The following is a 17,399-nucleotide window of genomic DNA, read 5'->3' as shown; positions in this document are numbered from 1 at the left end:
CTCACGCAAAACGCGCCATGCAGGTGCGCAGCTGTTCCAGGCCCCGACGGATCCAGGTCTTGACGGTACCCAGCGGCAGCTTGAGTTGCTCGGCCAGCTCCCCGTGGCTCTGGTCGCGCAGGTAGGCCAGGCTCACCACTTCGCGCTGCTTGTGATCGAGCTTTCCCAGACAGTGGTGCAGCGCAAAGGCCTGCTCGCTGGCATCGGCGGCGTCCATGGGGTTGGGCGTATCGCCCTCCAGCGTCTGCGCCATCTCGTCATCCAGCTCGTTCATCAGATCGGACCGGTCGGTAGTGCGCTTGCGCAGGGCATCCAGCGCCCGGCTGCGCACGATCAAACCCATCCACGCCATGGGCGGACTCAGCGATGCGCGGTAGTTGCCCGCGCCGCGCCAGATGGTCAAAAACGCCTCCTGCAGCACATCCTCCGCCGCATCGCGGTTGCGGACGATACGCAGGGCCAGGCCAAAAAGCTGCGACGAGGTGCGCTCGTACAGCTTTTTCAGCGCGGAGTCGTCCTGCGCGGCGATGCGGTCTAGGAGGTCCATCAGTTCACTGTCTGGGTGGAGGGTGCTCATGCGCCCATTGTCTTGGATTGATCGGGTTGGCAGGCCTTGCGGGGCTTTGCTGTAGGTGAATACGCCACAGCAGGCACTTTGGATGTCGCCGGACACAAAAACAGTGCCCTGGCCCGGTAAGTTGGTGTAGTCGGGGTATCGGGCACCCCAACCGCAATGGGCATGAATCCAGGCGGCGGGATCGTCCGTACTGCCAGAGTCACCTCTGCCCACAACGCTCGCGCTTTCCACCCCATGCTGCCCGCCATGCCTCTGCCTCGCCCACTGTCCCCGGTTCATTGGGTTGCCGTTGCGGCCACCTTGCTGTGGGGGGCCCACAGCCCCGCCGCGGCCCAGTCGGTGGAGCGTGGCGCTGCGCTGTACGCGGCGCATTGCAGCAGCTGCCACAGCCCGGACCAGCATGGAGACGGCCCGGCGCACCGGGGCGTGGTGGGGCGCCGCGCGGGCGCACTGAAGGATTTTGACTACTCGCCCGCGCTGCGCGCAAGCAAGCTGCTGTGGACGCGTGCCACGCTCAAGGCCTGGCTGACCGACCCCGAGGCGCTGATCCCCGGACAGGGCATGGACTACCAGCTCGACGATGCGCAGGGCCGCGAGGACGTGGTGGCCTACCTGGCCACGCTCAAACGCCTGCCGGCGCCGGCGACGGCCGCCCGGTAAAGGGCTTTCAGCCGCTCAGGCCGTGGGAAAGGTACCGGGCAGCAGGATCGACGAATCGACGTTGTTGATGTTGGTATGGCCACAGAACGCCATGGTGATGTCCAGCTCTTTCTGGATGATCTGTAGCGCACGCGTCACGCCCGCCTCGCCGTAGGCCCCCAGGCCGTACAAGAAGCTGCGGCCAATCAGCGTGCCCTGCGCGCCCAAAGCGCGGGCTTTGAGCACATCCTGCCCGCTGCGGATGCCGCCGTCCATCCACACCTCGATGTCCTTGCCCGCTGCTGCGGCAATGCCTGGCAGTGCGGCAATGGAGGATGGCGCGCCATCGAGCTGGCGCCCACCGTGGTTGCTGACGATCAGTGCGTCGGCACCGCTGTTGACGGCCAGACGCGCATCTTCAGCGTCCATGATGCCTTTGAGGATCAGCTTGCCGCCCCAGCGCTTCTTGATCCACTCCACATCGCCCCAGTTGAGCTGCGGGTCGAACTGCTCGGCCGTCCACGACGACAGCGACGACAGGTCGCCCACACCCTTGGCGTGGCCCACGATGTTGCCGAAGCTGCGGCGTTTTGTGCCCAGCATGCCCATGCACCAGCGCGGCTTGGTGGCCAGGTTGATGAGGTTGGCGATGGTGGGCTTGGGCGGGGCCGAGAGGCCGTTCTTGATGTCCTTGTGGCGCTGGCCCAGGATCTGCAGATCGAGCGTGAGCTGCAGCGCCGAGCAGTTGGCCGCCTTGGCGCGGTCGATCAGGCGTTCGATGAAGTCGCGGTCCCGCATCACATACACCTGGAACCAGAACGGGTGGCGGCCCGTGTGTTCGGCCACGTCTTCGATGGAGCAGATGCTCATGGTCGAGAGGGTGAACGGGATGCCAAACGCCTTGGCCGCCTTGGCCCCCAGGATCTCGCCGTCGGCATGTTGCATGCCGGTGAGGCCGGTGGGTGCAATGGCCACGGGCATGGCCACGTCCTGCCCCACCATGGTGGTGCGGGTCGTGCGGCCTTCCATGTTCACGGCCACGCGCTGGCGCAGCTTGATGCGCTGGAAGTCGCTCTCGTTGGCGCGGTAGGTGCCCTCGGTGTACGAGCCCGAATCGGCGTAGTCATAGAACATGCGCGGCACGCGGCGCTGGGCAATGACACGCAGGTCTTCGATGCAGGTGATTTTGGACAGATTGGGCACGCAGGCTCTCCAGGATGGGGAATGCGCCGAATGGTAGGCGGTGGCGCGGGGGCCAGCCATCAAAATTTTTTCGACGGCTTGCAACAAATTTCCAGCGACGGACAGCGCCATGCCACCCGGACGCCCGACACCAGCAGGCGGACTACTGGGCCGCGGCCACTGGAGAGGGCTCGGGCAACACCACCTCGGGATCGGAATCCGGGCCCTGGTACAGCATAAAGCGCATGCGCCCGCCGCGTTTGGCCGCATACATGGCGCCGTCAGCATGGCGCGACAGCTCATCGAACGTGCTGCCGTGCTGCGGGAACAGCGCAATGCCGCCGCTCACGCCCACCCGCACCGGCTGCCCAGCCAGATCAAACGCTGCGTCGCAGGCCGCCAGGATCTTGCGCGCCACCAGGCAGGCAGGCTCCACCCCATCCAGCCCCGGCAGCAGCACCACAAACTCATCGCCCCCCTGCCGGCACACCGTGTCGGACGCACGCACCGCTGCCTGCAGGCGCTGGGCAAACTGCACCAGCAGGACATCGCCCACATCGTGGCCCAGGCGGTCGTTGACTTCCTTGAAGCCATCGAGGTCCAGATACATCACCGCCAGAGACTTGCCGTCACGCCGCGCCTGGGCCATGGCCAGATGGGCGCGGTCCTGCAGCAGCACGCGGTTGGGCAGGTCGGTGAGCGCGTCATATTGCGCGAGGTGGGACATGCGCTCGGCCATGGCCACGGCCTCGGTCACATCGCGCAGCACCGCCACCGCGCCGGTCACTGCGCCATGGCGGTCGGTGATGGCACTGGCCGTCTCCTCCACCTGGAAGCGCTGGCCGCTGGTGCGGTGTACCAGCACGCCCCGCACGGGCTCTGTGGCCGCGCCTTGCTGAATCGCGGTGCGCAAGGTGTTGGGCAAAGGTTCGTCGTTGTCGGGGCAACGCAGGCTGACCACTTCGTCTGCGTTATGCCCGGCCGCATCAAACGCCTGCCAGCCCGTGAGGCGCTCGGCCACGGGGTTGAGGTAGGTCACCATGCCTTTGGCATCCGAGCAGACCACGGCATCGCCGATGGATTGCAAGGTGAGGCGCACGCGCTCTTTCTCGTCGAACAGCTCGTTCTCCATGCGCTTGCGCTCGGTGATGTCCGTCACTTGCACAAAGAGCCCGGTGACCACGCCGCGCGCATCGGTGTCAGGCAGGTACGAGACGATGCTGTGACGCGGCTGGCCCCGTGCGTCCTCGTCCGTCCGTTCAAAGCGCTGTGGCATTCCTGCCAACGCCAAGTCGTAATTGGGCTTGCTGGCCGCATAGCGGGCCTCGCTGAGCAGCTCGCTGATATGGCGGCCCCGTACCGGTGCCGGGTAGGTGCCGAACTCCTCCAGCGCCGCACGGTTGGCAAAGCGGTTGTGCATGCTGGCATCCCAGTAGGCAATCATCGAGGGCACGTTGTCGAGCGTCGTGCGCAGGTCGTGTTCGGCCTCGGCCAGGCGCGCGGACACCTTCTGGCGCAGCAGCAGCTCGCGCACAAACATCAGGGCCAGCCCCAGGCTCCCCAGCATCAGCAGCACGGCAAAGCCACCCAGCACCCAGGCACTGCGGCTCCACTTGGCCAGGATGGTGTCGGTGGACTGCGCCACGTTCAGGATCAGCGGGTAGTTGCCCACAGGCCGGAAGGAGTAGAGGCGCTCCACGCCGTCGAGCGCCGCCTTGCCCACAAAAGAACCCGCGCCCTCGGTCTGGAAGCGCAACAGGTTGGGGGAGCCGGCAATCGTTTTGCCCACGTCCGAATCACCGTACGGAAAGCGGGAGATCACCACCCCGTCCTGCCTGAACAGGTTGATGCCGCTGTTCGGGCCAAGGTCCAGAGAGCCAAACAGTTCGTTGAAGTAGCTCAGGCGGATCGCGCCCACCACTACCCCGGCAAAGCTGCCGTCTGCGTTGTAGTAGCCCCGCGAGATGGGCAGGATGTTCAGGCCCGTCACCCGCGAAGGCACAGGCTTGCCGAAGAACAGCCCTTGTTCGCCCCGGTCGCGAAAAGCCAGAAAGTAGTCGCGGTCGGCAAAGTTGACCCGGCGGGGGGCATTGGCGCCCGAGTCCAGGATGACGTTGCCCTGCGCGTCCAGCACCAGCACATCACCCGCGCCGCGCGCGCGCAGCGAGTTGTCAAACACCACCCGCGAGCGCAGGTCGGGGGGCAACGCCCACACCTCCGGGCGCGACACCTCGCGGGCCACGCCTTCCAGGGATTTATCGAACGAGTCCAGCGACCAGGCCAGGCCCTGCTCCAGGGTGCGGGCCAGGTTGGCGTTGGTTTGCACCGCGTAGTTCCACTCGTCGTCGCGAATGGTCCAGATGGTGCGGGCGAACAATGCCCCAATACCCAAAGCCACCAGCAAAGCCAGCCAGATCAGGCGGTGAGAGAAAAACTGGCGAAGCGAGGGCATAGGGATAGTTTGTAACTATTTTAAACAGTCGCCTTAACCGGGACTTGGCCCGAATTCACACCGTATTCCTCGGATTTGTCAGCGTCAATGCGCACCTGCCCGGGTGGGCGCTGCCACCACACCGGCACCACGCACCTCCAGCCGGACTTCGTCCAGCACCTTGCCCTGGGCATCCGTGATCTGCACGACATGCCGCCCAGGCCACGGCATCCAGGCCACCCGAGGCCCCCGGCCCAGGGTTTTGCCGTCCAGCCGCCACTGCACTGCATCGCCCGTGGCGGTGAACTGAAGGCGCTGTCGCATCGGCGGGATGTCCGGGTCCAGCGCGATCACCGTGCCGGATGCCGGGGCGGTGATGCGGGCAGAGGCACCTGCAGGAGGCGCCGTAGGGGTCGAGGCAGCGCTTTTGGAGACATTTTGGCCAGATGCGCTAGTGGAATATGGCTCGGAAGCTATTGAATCAATAGCAAACAAAGACTGCTGCGTGCCAGGCACAAACCATTCGTCGCGCGCAGCTTCCAGTGGCTGGGGGACGCCTGCAGAGGGCGGCTGGCCCGGACCAAACCGCACAGCCGCCCTGACCAGGCCCCCAGGGGCCTTGGGCGCCCGGCTGGGCTCGCGGGCGTGCAGAAAGCCCATCACCGCTGCCCAGATGGGCGCCGCACCACTGGTGCCGCTGACTTCGTGCATGGCCGCGCCACTGGCATTGCCCACCCACACACCCACCGTGTAGCGCTCGGACCAGCCCACCGCCCAGTTGTCGCGCATGTCCTTGCTGGTGCCGGTTTTCACCGCCGTCCAGAAGCGGGTGGCCAACACGCTGTCGGTGCCAAAGGTGCGGGCGCGTGCATTGCCGTCGGACAGGATGTCACCCGCGATGTAGGCAGCGCGTGGGTCGATGGCCGGGGCCGCGGCGCTCACCCGCCCGCCATTGGCAAGCGTGGCTGCAACAGGACTGGCACGCCCGCCGTTGGCGAGCGTGACTGCAACAGGACTCGCCCGCCCACCGTTGGCGAGCGTGCGGTAGGCATTGGTCAGGTGCAGCAGCGGTACCTCGGGGCTGCCCAGTGCCAGGCTGTAGCCAAAGTAGTCACCACTTTCACGCAGCGGCAATCCCATGGCCCCGAGCTGCCGGTGGAACGCATCGGGCGTGACCATGACCAGCGTGCGCACGGCGGGCACGTTGAGCGACGCCGCCAGTGCCGTGCGCACCGACACCCAGCCCTTGAACTGGCGGTCGTAGTTTTGCGGAATGTAGAGCCCCCCCGCCGTGGTGATCTGCGCGGGCGAGTCCTCCACCAGCGAGGCCGCCGTGAGCCGCCGTTCGGCAATCGCCTGGGCGTACAAGAACGGCTTGAGCGTGGAGCCCGGCTGGCGCAACGCCAGCACCCCGTCGACCTCGCTGGCCTGGCTGAGCTGGCCGGATGACCCCACCCAGGCCAGCACCGCGCCCGTGGCGTTGTCCAGCACCAGTACCGCGCCGTCTTCCACATGGCGCCCGCGCAACTCGCGCAGGTGCTGCTGCAGGCTCTGCATCGCAAAACGCTGCAACGGCGCGCGCAGGGTGGTGGCCACCCGCTCGGGCACAGCGCTGTCCTTGTCCCGCTGGCGCAGAAGGTAGCGTGCAAAGTGCGGCGCCACACCCTCGCTGGCATCAAAAGCGCGGCGTTGTAATGCGGCCGTGGTGAACAGGTCCAGCGCGTCGCAGTCCACGCGCACCGCCGGTGCAGCGGGCGAGGCGGGGGTGGAGGGGCGTTGCTGCATGTCGCGCAGCACGCCGCAGGCACGCTGTGCCACCAGCGCAGGCCTTGCGTTGGGTGCGCGCACCAGGGCCGCTGCCACCGCGGCTTCGCGGTCGTCCAGGCCGTGGGCCGCCTTGTCAAACAGAGTGCGGCTCAGGGCATCGATGCCCACCAGCTCGCTGCGAAACGGCACCAGGTTGAGGTACGCCTCCAGGATCTGGTCCTTGCGCCAGCGCCGGTCCAGCACCTGGGCGGCCACCGTCTGCCCCAGCTTTTGCACCACGGTGCGCCCGCCAGGGCCCTGGCGCCAGTCGCCGTCGAGCAAACCCGCCAGCTGCATGGTGATGGTGCTGGCCCCCCGCGTGCGCTGGTTCCACAGGTTGCCCCAGGCAGCGGCCGATGCGGCGCGCCAGTCCACGCCGCTGTGCTCAAAAAAGCGCTTGTCCTCGCTGAGCACCAGGGCCGTGCGCAGGGCGGGCGACACCTCCGCCAAAGGCACCCACTGGCCGCGTCGCACGGTGGCATCGGTGCGCAGGCGCTGCAGTACCTCGCCTTCGCGGGAGAGGATGAGGGTGTCGGAGGGGCGGAAGTCGGCGCGCACTTCGTCGAAGACTGGCAGCGCCCAGGCCGCAGGCGCGCAAGCTGCCAGCGCCAGGACGATGGCCCGTGCACGACTACATAAAACGAATGAGGAATGAAGAAAGGCCACTCCGGTTTGTAGCAGACGCCAAGGGGCTCAATGCGCGGAGGTGTGCGGTGGCTCATGGCCCCCTGTGTTCACCGGGGCATTTCGACGCAACGCAGCCACGCATCGACACACCCTGTCGCACCGGCTTTTTAAAGTCTCGTTCACAGCGACATCAACAAGCATCGACTATCAAAAATAGGAGCTGCTTGCGCTTGCTGGACAGAGCCCGAAAGCCAAAACAAATACCAATCCCAAAGGACGCAGCATGAGAGGACAGATTCTTGTTTTCAACGAACAAAAGGAAGCAGGCGCAATCGTCACAGAAGACGGGCGGCGTATTCTCTTTCACATCAGCGACTGGCAGGACGTCGTGCCGCCGGACCGTGGCATGGCCGTGAGCTTCATGCTTGACTCCGAAAACCGTCCGCGCCAGGTGCAACTTGCCCTGCCCGACCCCATGCCAACCGCTGCTCCAGCGGCCCCCATTCCCGCGCCACCGTCCGGCCCGCCGCTAGCACTGCGGCCGAAGCGTAAACCCGTGGTCACTTTGCTCGCCCTGTTCTTGGGCTTCTTCGGTGCACACCGCTTCTACATGGGTGCTTGGGGTTGGGGGCTGGTGCAACTGCTGGGCGTGCCCATGGTCATCGGCATCTTGTTCGCGCTGGTGCCACCGCTGGGCGGCTTGCTGTACTTTGCCGCCTTCGCGTTCATCGTGGTGGAAAGCATCCGCTACATCTGGATGAGCGATGTCGAGTTCGACGCCAAGGTACTCGCTTATCAGGCCGCGCGGCCCGGCCCCTTCGCCTTCTTCTGGTAAGCCGGGGCCACCATGCACTACAACGTCATCCCCACTCGGCCCCATTCGGGGCTGGGCATCGCATCTTTCATCATCAGCCTGGCGGCGGGCGCTGCGCTGGTCGTTCTTCTCGGCATTGCGGGCGTCATCGAATCCCAACCCGGCGGCATGGACGAGGAATCCGCCGGAGCCGTCCTGGTGGGTCTCTTACTGGCGCTGACGGCACTGGCCCACGTCCTGGCACTGGGACTTGGAATCGCCGCCCTGGTGCAAGCGGGGCGCAGCAAGCTTTTCGGTGTGCTTGGCACCGTGTTCGCCTCCACAGGGCTGATCGGTACCGTGCTGATCTTTCTGCTCGGCGCACTCCTGGAAAGCTGAACCCATGAAACTTCTCCATCCCTTCATTCCACAGGTTGCGGCGCTGGCCCTGGCCTTGGGGTGCCCCAGTGCTCGGGCTGAAACGCTGGAAGGCACGCTCGAACGCGGCCCAGTCCACTCTGTGCTGTGGGCCGTAAGCCCCGAATCGGGCGACCTGATCGGCCAAGTCTTCGCCAACGCCTCTCAAGCCGGGAAGGCCATCCTTGCCCACTGCCTGCCCGGTTTGCACTGCGTCGCCGAAGGCGCCAGCAGCGTTGAGCCGCCTGAAAGCCTGACCGGACAACTGCCATTTAGCATCCAACCTTCCGGCTGGTGGCTCATCACGCAGGCGACTAACGCCTACATGCAGCCCAGCCTGCCCATGAGCGAGCGCCAACTCAGCACCCGCCACGGGCAACTTGCCATTACTGAAGAACACCTGCTGCTGTTCAATGACCGCCCCGTGCTGGCCAGCCAGCCCCAAACCGCCGGGCCTGCACCACAAGCCAGCCCGGTACCCAACAATGCCCCGCTCACACTGCTGGAGCACGTCAGAGCATGGTGGCAAGGTTGGTGGAGCCAAGTACGCGGAAAGCTGCTCGCTCTGCTAGGACGCACGCCGCCCCAGACACAGGCATCCACGCCCGTCCCGTCGCCAGCCGCAGCTGAACCAGTACAAGGCAATTCGGCCCTCCACATCGTGGCGCACTTCGAGCTGGAGGGGCAGGACATCGTGCTGTTGCAGGACACCGGAGGCACCGCGTGCCCCGCGCTCTACCGCTTCGCAACCCTGTCGCCCCAGGGCATCGGGGTGACACCGGAGTTCGGCACCTGCACCAACATCGCCACCGTCGCAATTGACGAAGGCCACGGCGGCTCGCACGAACCAATCGTCACGATGAATGGCTCACGCGGCCCGTTCGAACCCGAGGAGGAACAACGGCGCGCCCACATGCAGCTGCATCGTTTCGTGCTGCGCCAGGGGCAGGTGCATGAGATATCTGTACGAAACTGAAATACCCAAAAAGCATAGCTACCAGCGCTTATCCAGAAAGTGCTACAGGCTAATTTTTGAAAAATCCTTCCGACACTTTTGCTCCGATGCGTGCCGCACCATGTTCGTCAACACTTCAACTGCACGCGCATCGGAATGACTCCATCCCTGCTCTTTTCACGCATGCGCAAGCGTGTCGTGACTTTCAAAAATATGCGGGCAGAATGCAAAGACGCATTGCGTTACAAATACCGACAGAAAGATTCACCTCGCGCCGCGACACAGCGTGTCGCGCCCTGCAACCAGCCTTCTGTCGCAACACTACCGCCCAGCCCAAATACATGCCCGCCGCCAAGCCACTGCCTGAGTCAAAGCCAAAATCCACCAGAGGCCCCACGGTCACCAAACTCGCCCTGCGCTTGTCAAAAATTCTGGCGCTACTGCACCAAGGCGATGACATCGACAAGCGCTGGCTCGCCGAGAAATACAAGGTCAGCGTGCGCACCATCGAGCGCGACCTGTCTGACCGCCTGCACGGCATCGTTGAACACACTGCCGACGGGCGCTGGCAGCTGGTCCCTCAACAACGCAGCACCATCCCGGCCCGGCACCTGCACGACTACACCCGCATGGCGGGCACCGCGCAACTGTTTCCAGACCGCAGCCTGCCGTACCTGCTGGAACAGCTCGATACCCCCGAACCCCGCCGTGCCACGCATGTGCAACCCATACCGCACGAAGACCTGCGCGCGCAAGGCCCGGCATTCGCCCAACTGCAAACTGCCGTGGAGCAGCACCGCGAATGCCACTTTACTTACAAGGGCACGCCGCGCCACGCTCAACCGTACCGGCTCATCCACAAGAACGGTGTGTGGTACCTGGCCGCTGAAGAAGCCGGACGGCTCAAAAACTTCAGCGTGGCGCTGATCGAAGCGCTACAGGTCAATGAAACCAGCCGCTTTGCACCCAAGCCTAAGCACCTGGACTACATCAACACCAAGGACGACGTGTGGTTTACCGAAAGCACCACCGAAGTGCTGCTGCGCGTGGCGCCCGAGGCCGCCCACTACTTCGCCCGTCGCCAGTTGCTGCCCCAGCAGCAGCACCGGGCAGATGCCGATGGCTCGCTGCTGGTGACAACCCATATCAACCATGTGAATCAGTTGCTGCCGGTCGTGCGGTTTTGGCTGCCGAATGTGCGGATCGTCAAGCCAGTGGAGTGGCATGCAGCGCTGGTGGAGGGGCTACGGCAGGCGATGGCTAAGTGGGGCGACTGAGCCGAACCAACCCCATTCACACATTGATTGACTGAACCGAACAAGGAGCAAGCACCATGGGCCAATTCATTCTTTTTCTGCTGGGGCTGTTCGCCATTGGCTGTGTGCTGTATGGGATTTCGGCAGGGGTGCAGGTTATTCAGCACGGGATCTCGCGGCTGACCGAAGGGGCAAACGACAGCGCACCAGCGGCGCCATCCTCACCCAACTCGCAATCCCCGGTCACGGTGAAAGCTACCGAGGCTTCTTCGCCCCTCCAACACAGCATAGAGGTGCTGCGCGAACTCTTCACGCTATATCAGCAGGGCGCCCTGACGCAGGAAGAGTTCGATGGCATGAAGCAATGCCTGCTGGTCGGTACCAAGACCACTGCGCGGCAGCGCTATTGATCCGGCGGAATTTATTCATGAGCCCCTTCGGGCTGAGGTAGCCCAAGCCAGGGCAAGCTGAGGGACATCGCTTTCGATACTCTGGAATAAACCGCGTCGGATCAATAGTGATACACACCAAAACCGAGAAAAGGAGGAAATAAATGCCAGTTCCCACCGGCCCCATGCGCCTTCGGTGCGCGAAATGCGGGAGCACGCAATGGATTCCCGGGAATTCGGACGTTGTTTGGGCAGCGGGGTGCACTGTTTGTGACGGCACGGCCGTCGAACCCGCCCATCAACCTTTCCCCATACCCAGGATTTTGTGGTCAGCCGCCTGTGTGCTGATCGAAATGACAAGAAAACGCTGAGCCAAGAGTTTCAAGAGTTCAAAGAAATTCTTTGTAGAAAACCTGAACCTCTGCCTAAATAGTTCATGAAAAAAATTCTCGACATTAAAAACCGCTCAGCGAGTATTGCGCTGGTTGCGCATTCAACGCCCAGTAAACCGGTCATTGCAGTCTGCGGGCTCATGAATGCGGGCAAAAGTTATTTGCTCAACATGCTCACCCAGCAAATTGATCAGGAATATTTCAAAACTGCCGATCAGCGTGAAACCACCGCCAACAAAACGCTGGAAACCGAGCAATACATTTACCTGGACACTCCAGGTCTGGATGCCAACGCCCAAGACGATGCCATTGCGCAGCAAGGCATCGCTGAGGCCGATATCGTGCTTTTCGTTCATCAACCACAGGGTGAACTGGATCCGCGTGAACTGGCTTTTCTGCGTCAATTGAAAGATAGCTTCGGAAAATCTGCCAAGAACAGCGTCGTCATCGTCATCAGCAAGATCGACAAAGAGCCCGAATCCAAAATAGATGCCATCGACAAGGAAATTCAGAAACAGTGCCAAGAGAAGTTGGGTACCGTCTTCACCACCTTTCAGGTATCAAACACCCGCTATAAAACAGGTATCAGCCAACAAAAAGATGGACTGATTCAGGCTAGTCATATCGACGCACTGGCGCAACACCTGAAAAAAACATCCCCCAAAATCCGCCAGGCACGTCAGAACAAACTGGCCACGAGTATCGAGACGCTGTTGGTCGAAATAGACACCCTGACGCAAGAACTGCGCGATGAGAAAGCCGCCATACAGCAAGACATCAGCGAACAGTTCTGCCATTTCAATGCGCAGATGGAGCAGTTACAGGCTTTCCTGAGCGAGAGCGCATCCAATTTCAAGAAGATTTAAGGAGACTCTTATGCCAATTCCTTTTCTGATTGGTGGCCTTGTCGCAGCCGCAGCCGCAGCAGTTGCCGCCTACGCCCTCAGCGACGACGACAAATCCAGCAATTCAGGCAGTTCTAGCGACAGCGATGACGCAGAGCGTCGCCGCAAGGAGGCCGCAGACAAAGAGCGCAAAGAGCGTGAGCGCACGCAAAAGCAGGAGGCCGCGCACGAAGACTTTCAGAAAGAAGGTCAAGTATTTGGCAAAAACCTGGCGCAGGCGCTGCCTTCTGACTTCGTAAAAGTCAGCTCGCGCGACGCCTTTGCGCTGGATTTCGACTTGAAAAAACGCAGCATGCAATTTGATATGGAAGAGGCATCCGTAAGAGACGCCGATCTCCTCGCCACCATTGACAGCCTAGAGACGATTCTCACCAAGAGGGCATCGCACCAAAAAACCATTGAAAACCTAGCCATATTTTCTGAACTATACAAACCAGCATTTCAATACGGAGCGGCATTGAGAAAAAAGGAAGAACGGGTTGAACGCATCGATGACAGCATCGAAACACTGAAAAAAATCAAGACCCAGCTCCAGAAGCTGGGGAACGAAACTGCATCAACCCACACATAAAAAAATCTCACCATGACAGAAAAATCCATCACCCGGGAGGCACTGCTGGCATCGTTCGGCGCGCTGGAATCGCAATTCACCAGCTCACTGAAAAATGCCCAGGCGTTAGAACAGGGATTCGACGCCTCGCGCGCCAAACTGGTGCAGGCCATCTCCAGCCATTTGCAGAATGCGCAAAAAAGCTTGCCCCTAGCCAACCCCCTGCAAGCGCCGTTGAACAACTTCGTGGCAACCATGACGCAAACCAGTCGCGAGTGGGACGTCAAGGTGGCAGGGCGTCAAAAAGGTGTCGAATTCCGTCAAGGGTTTGAAGATTCGCTGCTGGTTTTTGTCACTGGCAAAGTCAAGTCTGGCAAAAGCTCGCTGGGCAACTACATGGCCTGGGGCCATACCGACCCCACGGACGACACCAAACGCCAGACGCTACCAGAGCGCTACCCCAAGTACCAATCGCACGCCAAGGTGGAGGTAGAAGGTGGAGACCGCCCCAAAGAGGCTGAGAAAAAGCGTGAATTCCGGGTCGGCGCCACTGAGGCTACCAGTTCCATCCAGAGTTTCAGCCTGCCGGGTCTGACTTGGGTGGATTCGCCGGGCCTGCACTCCCTGAAAGAAGAAAATGGCAACCTGGCCCGTGAATACCTAGACCATGCCGACCTGATCCTCTACACCATGAAGTCGGATGCGCCGGGACGCGCCAGCGATCTGGCAGAAATCCGAGATCTCATCCACAAAGACAAAAGAACGCTGCTGCTGCTCACGGGCAGCGACGACATTGAGGAAGATGTCGACGACAGCGGTGATTTGATTCAATGCATCGTCATGAAAGACGCTGCACGGCGCGCTAAACAGCAAGACTATGTACGCGGGGAATTAAAGGAGCTCCCAGATTCCAACAAGCTGGAAATCGTCTCCATCTCGTCGCGCTACGCCCAAGAGCACGCCAATGACCAGGCAGCCTTTCTAGACAGCGGTATAGGCCCCTTTTGCGCAACATTGCAAGACATTTGCCAATCCGAAGGTGTCAAGATCAAGCAGAGCGTCCCCATGAGAAATCTGCACCATTTTCTGGTGAACTGCGAGAACGATCTGGAGCCCTACCAGAAGCTGATTGCCGGCTTCAGTCCAGTAATGCGGAAATTGGATGAAAGCCTCGAAAACCAAATCTCTCAGCACAGCCGCGAGGGTCAAAACGATCTGAAACGTTTCATCGACACATTCTTTGTCGGCATGGAGAATAGCAGGGACGATGCGGATCGTATTAACAGCCAATTAAAAAATTTCAACAGCAAGCTCGGAGAGAAATTCCAGGAAATCACCAACGAGCGACTGCAAGCTATTGCGGATGATTTAACCAAAGAGTTTCAAGCCAGCGTCAAAAGCACCTACCAGCACAGCCTGTTGACCCGGATTCCCGATTTCAAGCTCGACACCATTACTGAACAGGTGGAGGCTGGCATACGCTCGGGCACCAAAAAGCGCAATGCAGGCATAGGCTCTCTCTTGGGTGCAGGAATCGGTTTTTTGGTCGCAGGACCTGCTGGAGCGGCTGTCGGCTCGATGGTGGGAGGCGGGCTGGGGAGTGCCACTGGCGATAGCGCCAGCATTCGCTACCGCGATGTTCAGATCACCGTGGGCGACAACTTGCAGGACATTCGACGCAAACTGCTGGACACCCACTGCGAAGCGCTCGACGTACTGTTGCAGAAAAACTCCACCAACCTATGGCAGGAGTTTGAGGGCAGCATCAAAACCCTTTTGAATAAACTGTCTGCCGAAATGGCGCAATTCGATTCAGAGTTGCAGAAAATTCTCAACAAAACCCAGCTCGCACTTTGAAATCCAAGATCATGAAAATCAATTCCACCCAATTGCTAGGCGCCTACGAACAGGCCCGTGCTTACGCCGCAATCGATTCAGAATTAGCCACACCCTTCGCGCCAGTTGAGCACGTATTTGAAGAGAAAAAGTGCAAGCCAGATGCCTGCATCATGGTTTATGGCGTCTACAACGCAGGCAAAAGCACCTTGATCAATGTGCTGCTGGGCCGGGAAGAGGCCGCAATGGATGACATTCCCTTGACCGACCAGGTAACTGCTTACGCCTGGGACAAATACAGCATTCTCGACACCCCCGGTGTGGACGCCCCCATTGCGCATGAAGACGTAACCAACGCCCAGATGCTCAAGGCAGATGCGATCATCTTTGTGGTCGATCCGCTGGGCACTGTTGAAGAATCCAAGACGTTGGAAGTGCTGGTGGATCTGCTGGCGGCGCACAAGCAGGTGTTCATGGTGTTCAACGACAAGAAGGGATTGAGCGACGAGGATTACATCAAGCTCAAAGACCAAACCCGCGAGCAACTCCAGCGGATTGCAACGCAACGCGGCATGGGTAATATCCTCAAGGAAGTGCCAATTGTCAAAATCAATGCCAAACGCGCCTTGCAAGGACAATTGAAGGGCAAGCCCGAATTGGTGGAATTGAGTGGTCACCTCGCATTTAAAAACCAGCTCACGGATTTTCTGGATGGTATTTCTCCCGACGATGTATATGACCGCCTCAAGCACCAGCTCGTGGAATTTTTGAATACCCAGGTGCAAGTGCTGGGCAGCCAAAAAGGCGATGCCGACATCACGAAAAAATTCGACAAATTTCTGCGTCAAATGGTTCGGGATAAATCGCGACTGTCTTCTGACATGGTGAATGAAATCGAGAGGGAACGGCAAGCGATTTACGATAAAACCAAACGTGCCCTGCGCACCAGCCCGGAAGATTGCCAACAGAAAATCGAAGGCATCCTGCAGCAGGCCAGCGAACAGATGCAAAGGCACCTGAGCAACCGACTGCAGGAGGTTGTCGCCATCGCACAAGCAGACATCGAGGAGTTGCAGGCGACCATGCCTCAGGTGGGGCCATACACCCATGCCAATGAGATTCCGGCAACAGAAAATGCGCCAGACTTGGAGCAACCCATGCCACGAGCGCAAAAATCCTCAGGTATTTCCGCCGAGATGGCGGCACAGGCTTCCAAGCAAATGGCCTCGATGGTCAGGCCGGAGCACATCGTCAGCACACTGAAAACAGTCAAGGAAATATTGCCATCACTCATGAAGGGGATTGGCCCCAAGACCATGGAAAAATGGGCCGGAACCGTGATGACCAAATACGTTCCCTACATTGGCACCGTCGTCACGGTGGGGATGGCGGTATTCGATATGTTCTCCGGCGACCCTGAAGAAAAAGCAATGCGCGAACACATGGAAAAACAACGCCTTACACGTGAGCGGGCAGAGCAACAAATGGATGACTTTGCGCAAGAACTGGCCGATGGCTTCAAGCAATTCATGCGCGAAAATATCCTGCAAGAAATCGATGGATTCTTTGCCCAGTTAAACGCCCAAGTGGACAAGCTGCGCGAAGGTTTCAGCGATACAGAAAGACTGGCCAGCGAACGCCTGCAAAAATGGGTGACTATCCAGCAACAGGCATTGAGCGCGTGACAGCAAGCGCCGACGCAACCCGGCGACCCTTTCCATGCAATGGCTGCGGCAAGTGTTGCAGACAGGTGGATAGGAGCCCTGAAACATCTTGGTTGGATCGCGGTGATTCGATATGCAGGCATTTCGATGAAGCCAACAATATGTGCCTGATCTATACAGATCGCCCACTGGTCTGCCGGGTTGAGGAATATTATTCTCAGAATCTTTCCCATTTATTTGAATGGGATGATTTTGTGAAGATCAATTCAGAGGTTTGTCAGAGTTTGTGAGTTCTAGCATTTGGCCCTGTATATAGCTCTCACGCAACGCCATCAAGCCTCATAACCAGCAACGCTACCCATTCTCCCTACGCATACGCCCAAATCTGAGCTGGCCGCAGCGCGCAGGGGAGTGCTGGGTGCTGTACTTTTTGCCATCTGCGGCAGTTGTCACGGATTCCTTGACAACTGATTCGGGTCCAGCCAAGGGCTGCACATGATCGCACCAGCAACCGAAGACGCCACCATGCACCGATTGCCACTGCCCACTCACTCATCCGGGTGCTCCCGATCAAACCGCTTCTCCGCCTCGGTCAGGTGGCGCAGCAGCACGTGCGAGATCAGGTTGACGCCGATACCGCCGAACACCACCGGCAGCAGGTAGAGCGCAATCGTCAGCTCGGAACTGAACCACGCATCGTCGGCCAGCGACGGCGTGCTCTTGGCCTGTGCTGCCATGGACTGCAGCAGGTACACATCCACCCCCGCGATCAGCACCAGGGCCACACCAAACCCCAGCACCGCCCAGCGCGAGATCGACCGGGTGACCAGCAGCAGTGCATAAATGCCCACCGGCAGCACCAGCGAGAACCCCACCAGCAGCCAGAACCGCAGCTCCAGAAAGACGCTGAGGCTCATGGCATGCAGGCCTGGCGTGGGCGATGGGCGTGGCGGTGCATGGCGACGTCAGGGCGTTGGGTG

Annotated in this window: 15 protein-coding genes; 10 read left to right on the top strand and 5 right to left on the bottom strand. The window is 60.6% G+C overall.

The window, feature by feature from the left end; all coding sequences use genetic code 11:
- Nucleotide 1: 1 nt before the first annotated feature.
- Nucleotides 2-577 carry a sigma-70 family RNA polymerase sigma factor gene (locus tag C8C95_RS16365; protein ID WP_099729648.1) on the bottom strand — a complete coding sequence of 192 codons (576 nt, stop codon included), beginning with the start codon at nt 575-577 and terminating at the stop codon, nt 2-4.
- A 246-nt stretch (nt 578-823) separates the two neighbouring features.
- Between C8C95_RS16365 and C8C95_RS16360 the strand changes: the two genes are divergently transcribed.
- Nucleotides 824-1,237 carry a c-type cytochrome gene (locus C8C95_RS16360; protein WP_116750323.1) on the top strand — a complete coding sequence of 138 codons (414 nt, stop codon included), beginning with the start codon at nt 824-826 and terminating at the stop codon, nt 1,235-1,237.
- 15 nt (nt 1,238-1,252) lie between these two features.
- Here C8C95_RS16360 and C8C95_RS16355 read toward each other — a convergent pair whose 3' ends face one another.
- From C8C95_RS16355 to pbpC, 3 genes are all read right to left on the bottom strand, one after another.
- A complete protein-coding gene (locus C8C95_RS16355) occupies nt 1,253-2,419 on the bottom strand; it encodes an alpha-hydroxy acid oxidase (RefSeq protein ID WP_116749265.1) in 1,167 nt (388 codons plus the stop codon).
- Nucleotides 2,420-2,561: 142 nt separating this feature from the next.
- Nucleotides 2,562-4,850, bottom strand: a complete 2,289-nt coding sequence (locus C8C95_RS16350) for a diguanylate cyclase (protein WP_116749264.1) — start codon at nt 4,848-4,850, stop codon at nt 2,562-2,564.
- 84 nt (nt 4,851-4,934) lie between these two features.
- Nucleotides 4,935-7,253, bottom strand: a complete 2,319-nt coding sequence (gene pbpC, locus C8C95_RS16345) for a penicillin-binding protein 1C (RefSeq protein ID WP_116750322.1) — start codon at nt 7,251-7,253, stop codon at nt 4,935-4,937.
- A gap of 292 nt (nt 7,254-7,545) precedes the next feature.
- On the opposite strand from pbpC, the gene C8C95_RS16340 reads away from it, so the two are divergent.
- From C8C95_RS16340 to C8C95_RS16300, 9 genes are all read left to right on the top strand, one after another.
- Nucleotides 7,546-8,097 (top strand): TM2 domain-containing protein, encoded by a 552-nt coding sequence (locus C8C95_RS16340; RefSeq protein WP_116749263.1) that lies wholly within the window; start codon nt 7,546-7,548, stop codon nt 8,095-8,097.
- A gap of 12 nt (nt 8,098-8,109) precedes the next feature.
- Nucleotides 8,110-8,454 carry a hypothetical protein gene (locus C8C95_RS16335; protein ID WP_116749262.1) on the top strand — a complete coding sequence of 115 codons (345 nt, stop codon included), beginning with the start codon at nt 8,110-8,112 and terminating at the stop codon, nt 8,452-8,454.
- Between the two features lie 4 nt (nt 8,455-8,458).
- Nucleotides 8,459-9,448 carry a hypothetical protein gene (locus C8C95_RS16330; protein ID WP_116749261.1) on the top strand — a complete coding sequence of 330 codons (990 nt, stop codon included), beginning with the start codon at nt 8,459-8,461 and terminating at the stop codon, nt 9,446-9,448.
- 398 nt (nt 9,449-9,846) lie between these two features.
- On the top strand, nt 9,847-10,704 hold the full coding sequence (locus C8C95_RS16325) for a WYL domain-containing protein (RefSeq protein WP_165836551.1): 858 nt from the start codon (nt 9,847-9,849) through the stop codon (nt 10,702-10,704).
- A gap of 56 nt (nt 10,705-10,760) precedes the next feature.
- Entirely contained in the window at nt 10,761-11,093 is a 333-nt protein-coding gene (locus tag C8C95_RS16320) for an SHOCT domain-containing protein (RefSeq protein ID WP_116749259.1), read from the top strand.
- A 415-nt stretch (nt 11,094-11,508) separates the two neighbouring features.
- Nucleotides 11,509-12,330, top strand: a complete 822-nt coding sequence (locus C8C95_RS16315) for a GTPase (RefSeq protein ID WP_116749258.1) — start codon at nt 11,509-11,511, stop codon at nt 12,328-12,330.
- A gap of 10 nt (nt 12,331-12,340) precedes the next feature.
- On the top strand, nt 12,341-12,940 hold the full coding sequence (locus tag C8C95_RS16310) for a hypothetical protein (RefSeq protein WP_116749257.1): 600 nt from the start codon (nt 12,341-12,343) through the stop codon (nt 12,938-12,940).
- Between the two features lie 12 nt (nt 12,941-12,952).
- Nucleotides 12,953-14,776 (top strand): dynamin family protein, encoded by a 1,824-nt coding sequence (locus C8C95_RS16305; RefSeq protein WP_116749256.1) that lies wholly within the window; start codon nt 12,953-12,955, stop codon nt 14,774-14,776.
- 11 nt (nt 14,777-14,787) lie between these two features.
- Nucleotides 14,788-16,440: a GTPase gene (locus C8C95_RS16300; RefSeq protein WP_116749255.1), complete on the top strand. Its 1,653-nt coding sequence runs from the start codon at nt 14,788-14,790 to the stop codon at nt 16,438-16,440.
- Between the two features lie 527 nt (nt 16,441-16,967).
- Here C8C95_RS16300 and C8C95_RS16290 read toward each other — a convergent pair.
- Nucleotides 16,968-17,336 (bottom strand): hypothetical protein, encoded by a 369-nt coding sequence (locus tag C8C95_RS16290; protein WP_207780611.1) that lies wholly within the window; start codon nt 17,334-17,336, stop codon nt 16,968-16,970.
- Nucleotides 17,337-17,399: the final 63 nt, after the last annotated feature.

It is taken from the genome of Acidovorax sp. 99 (assembly GCF_003096455.1).
Lineage (GTDB): Bacteria > Pseudomonadota > Gammaproteobacteria > Burkholderiales > Burkholderiaceae_C > Acidovorax > Acidovorax delafieldii.
This window is presented reverse-complemented; position numbering and strand designations above follow the sequence as displayed.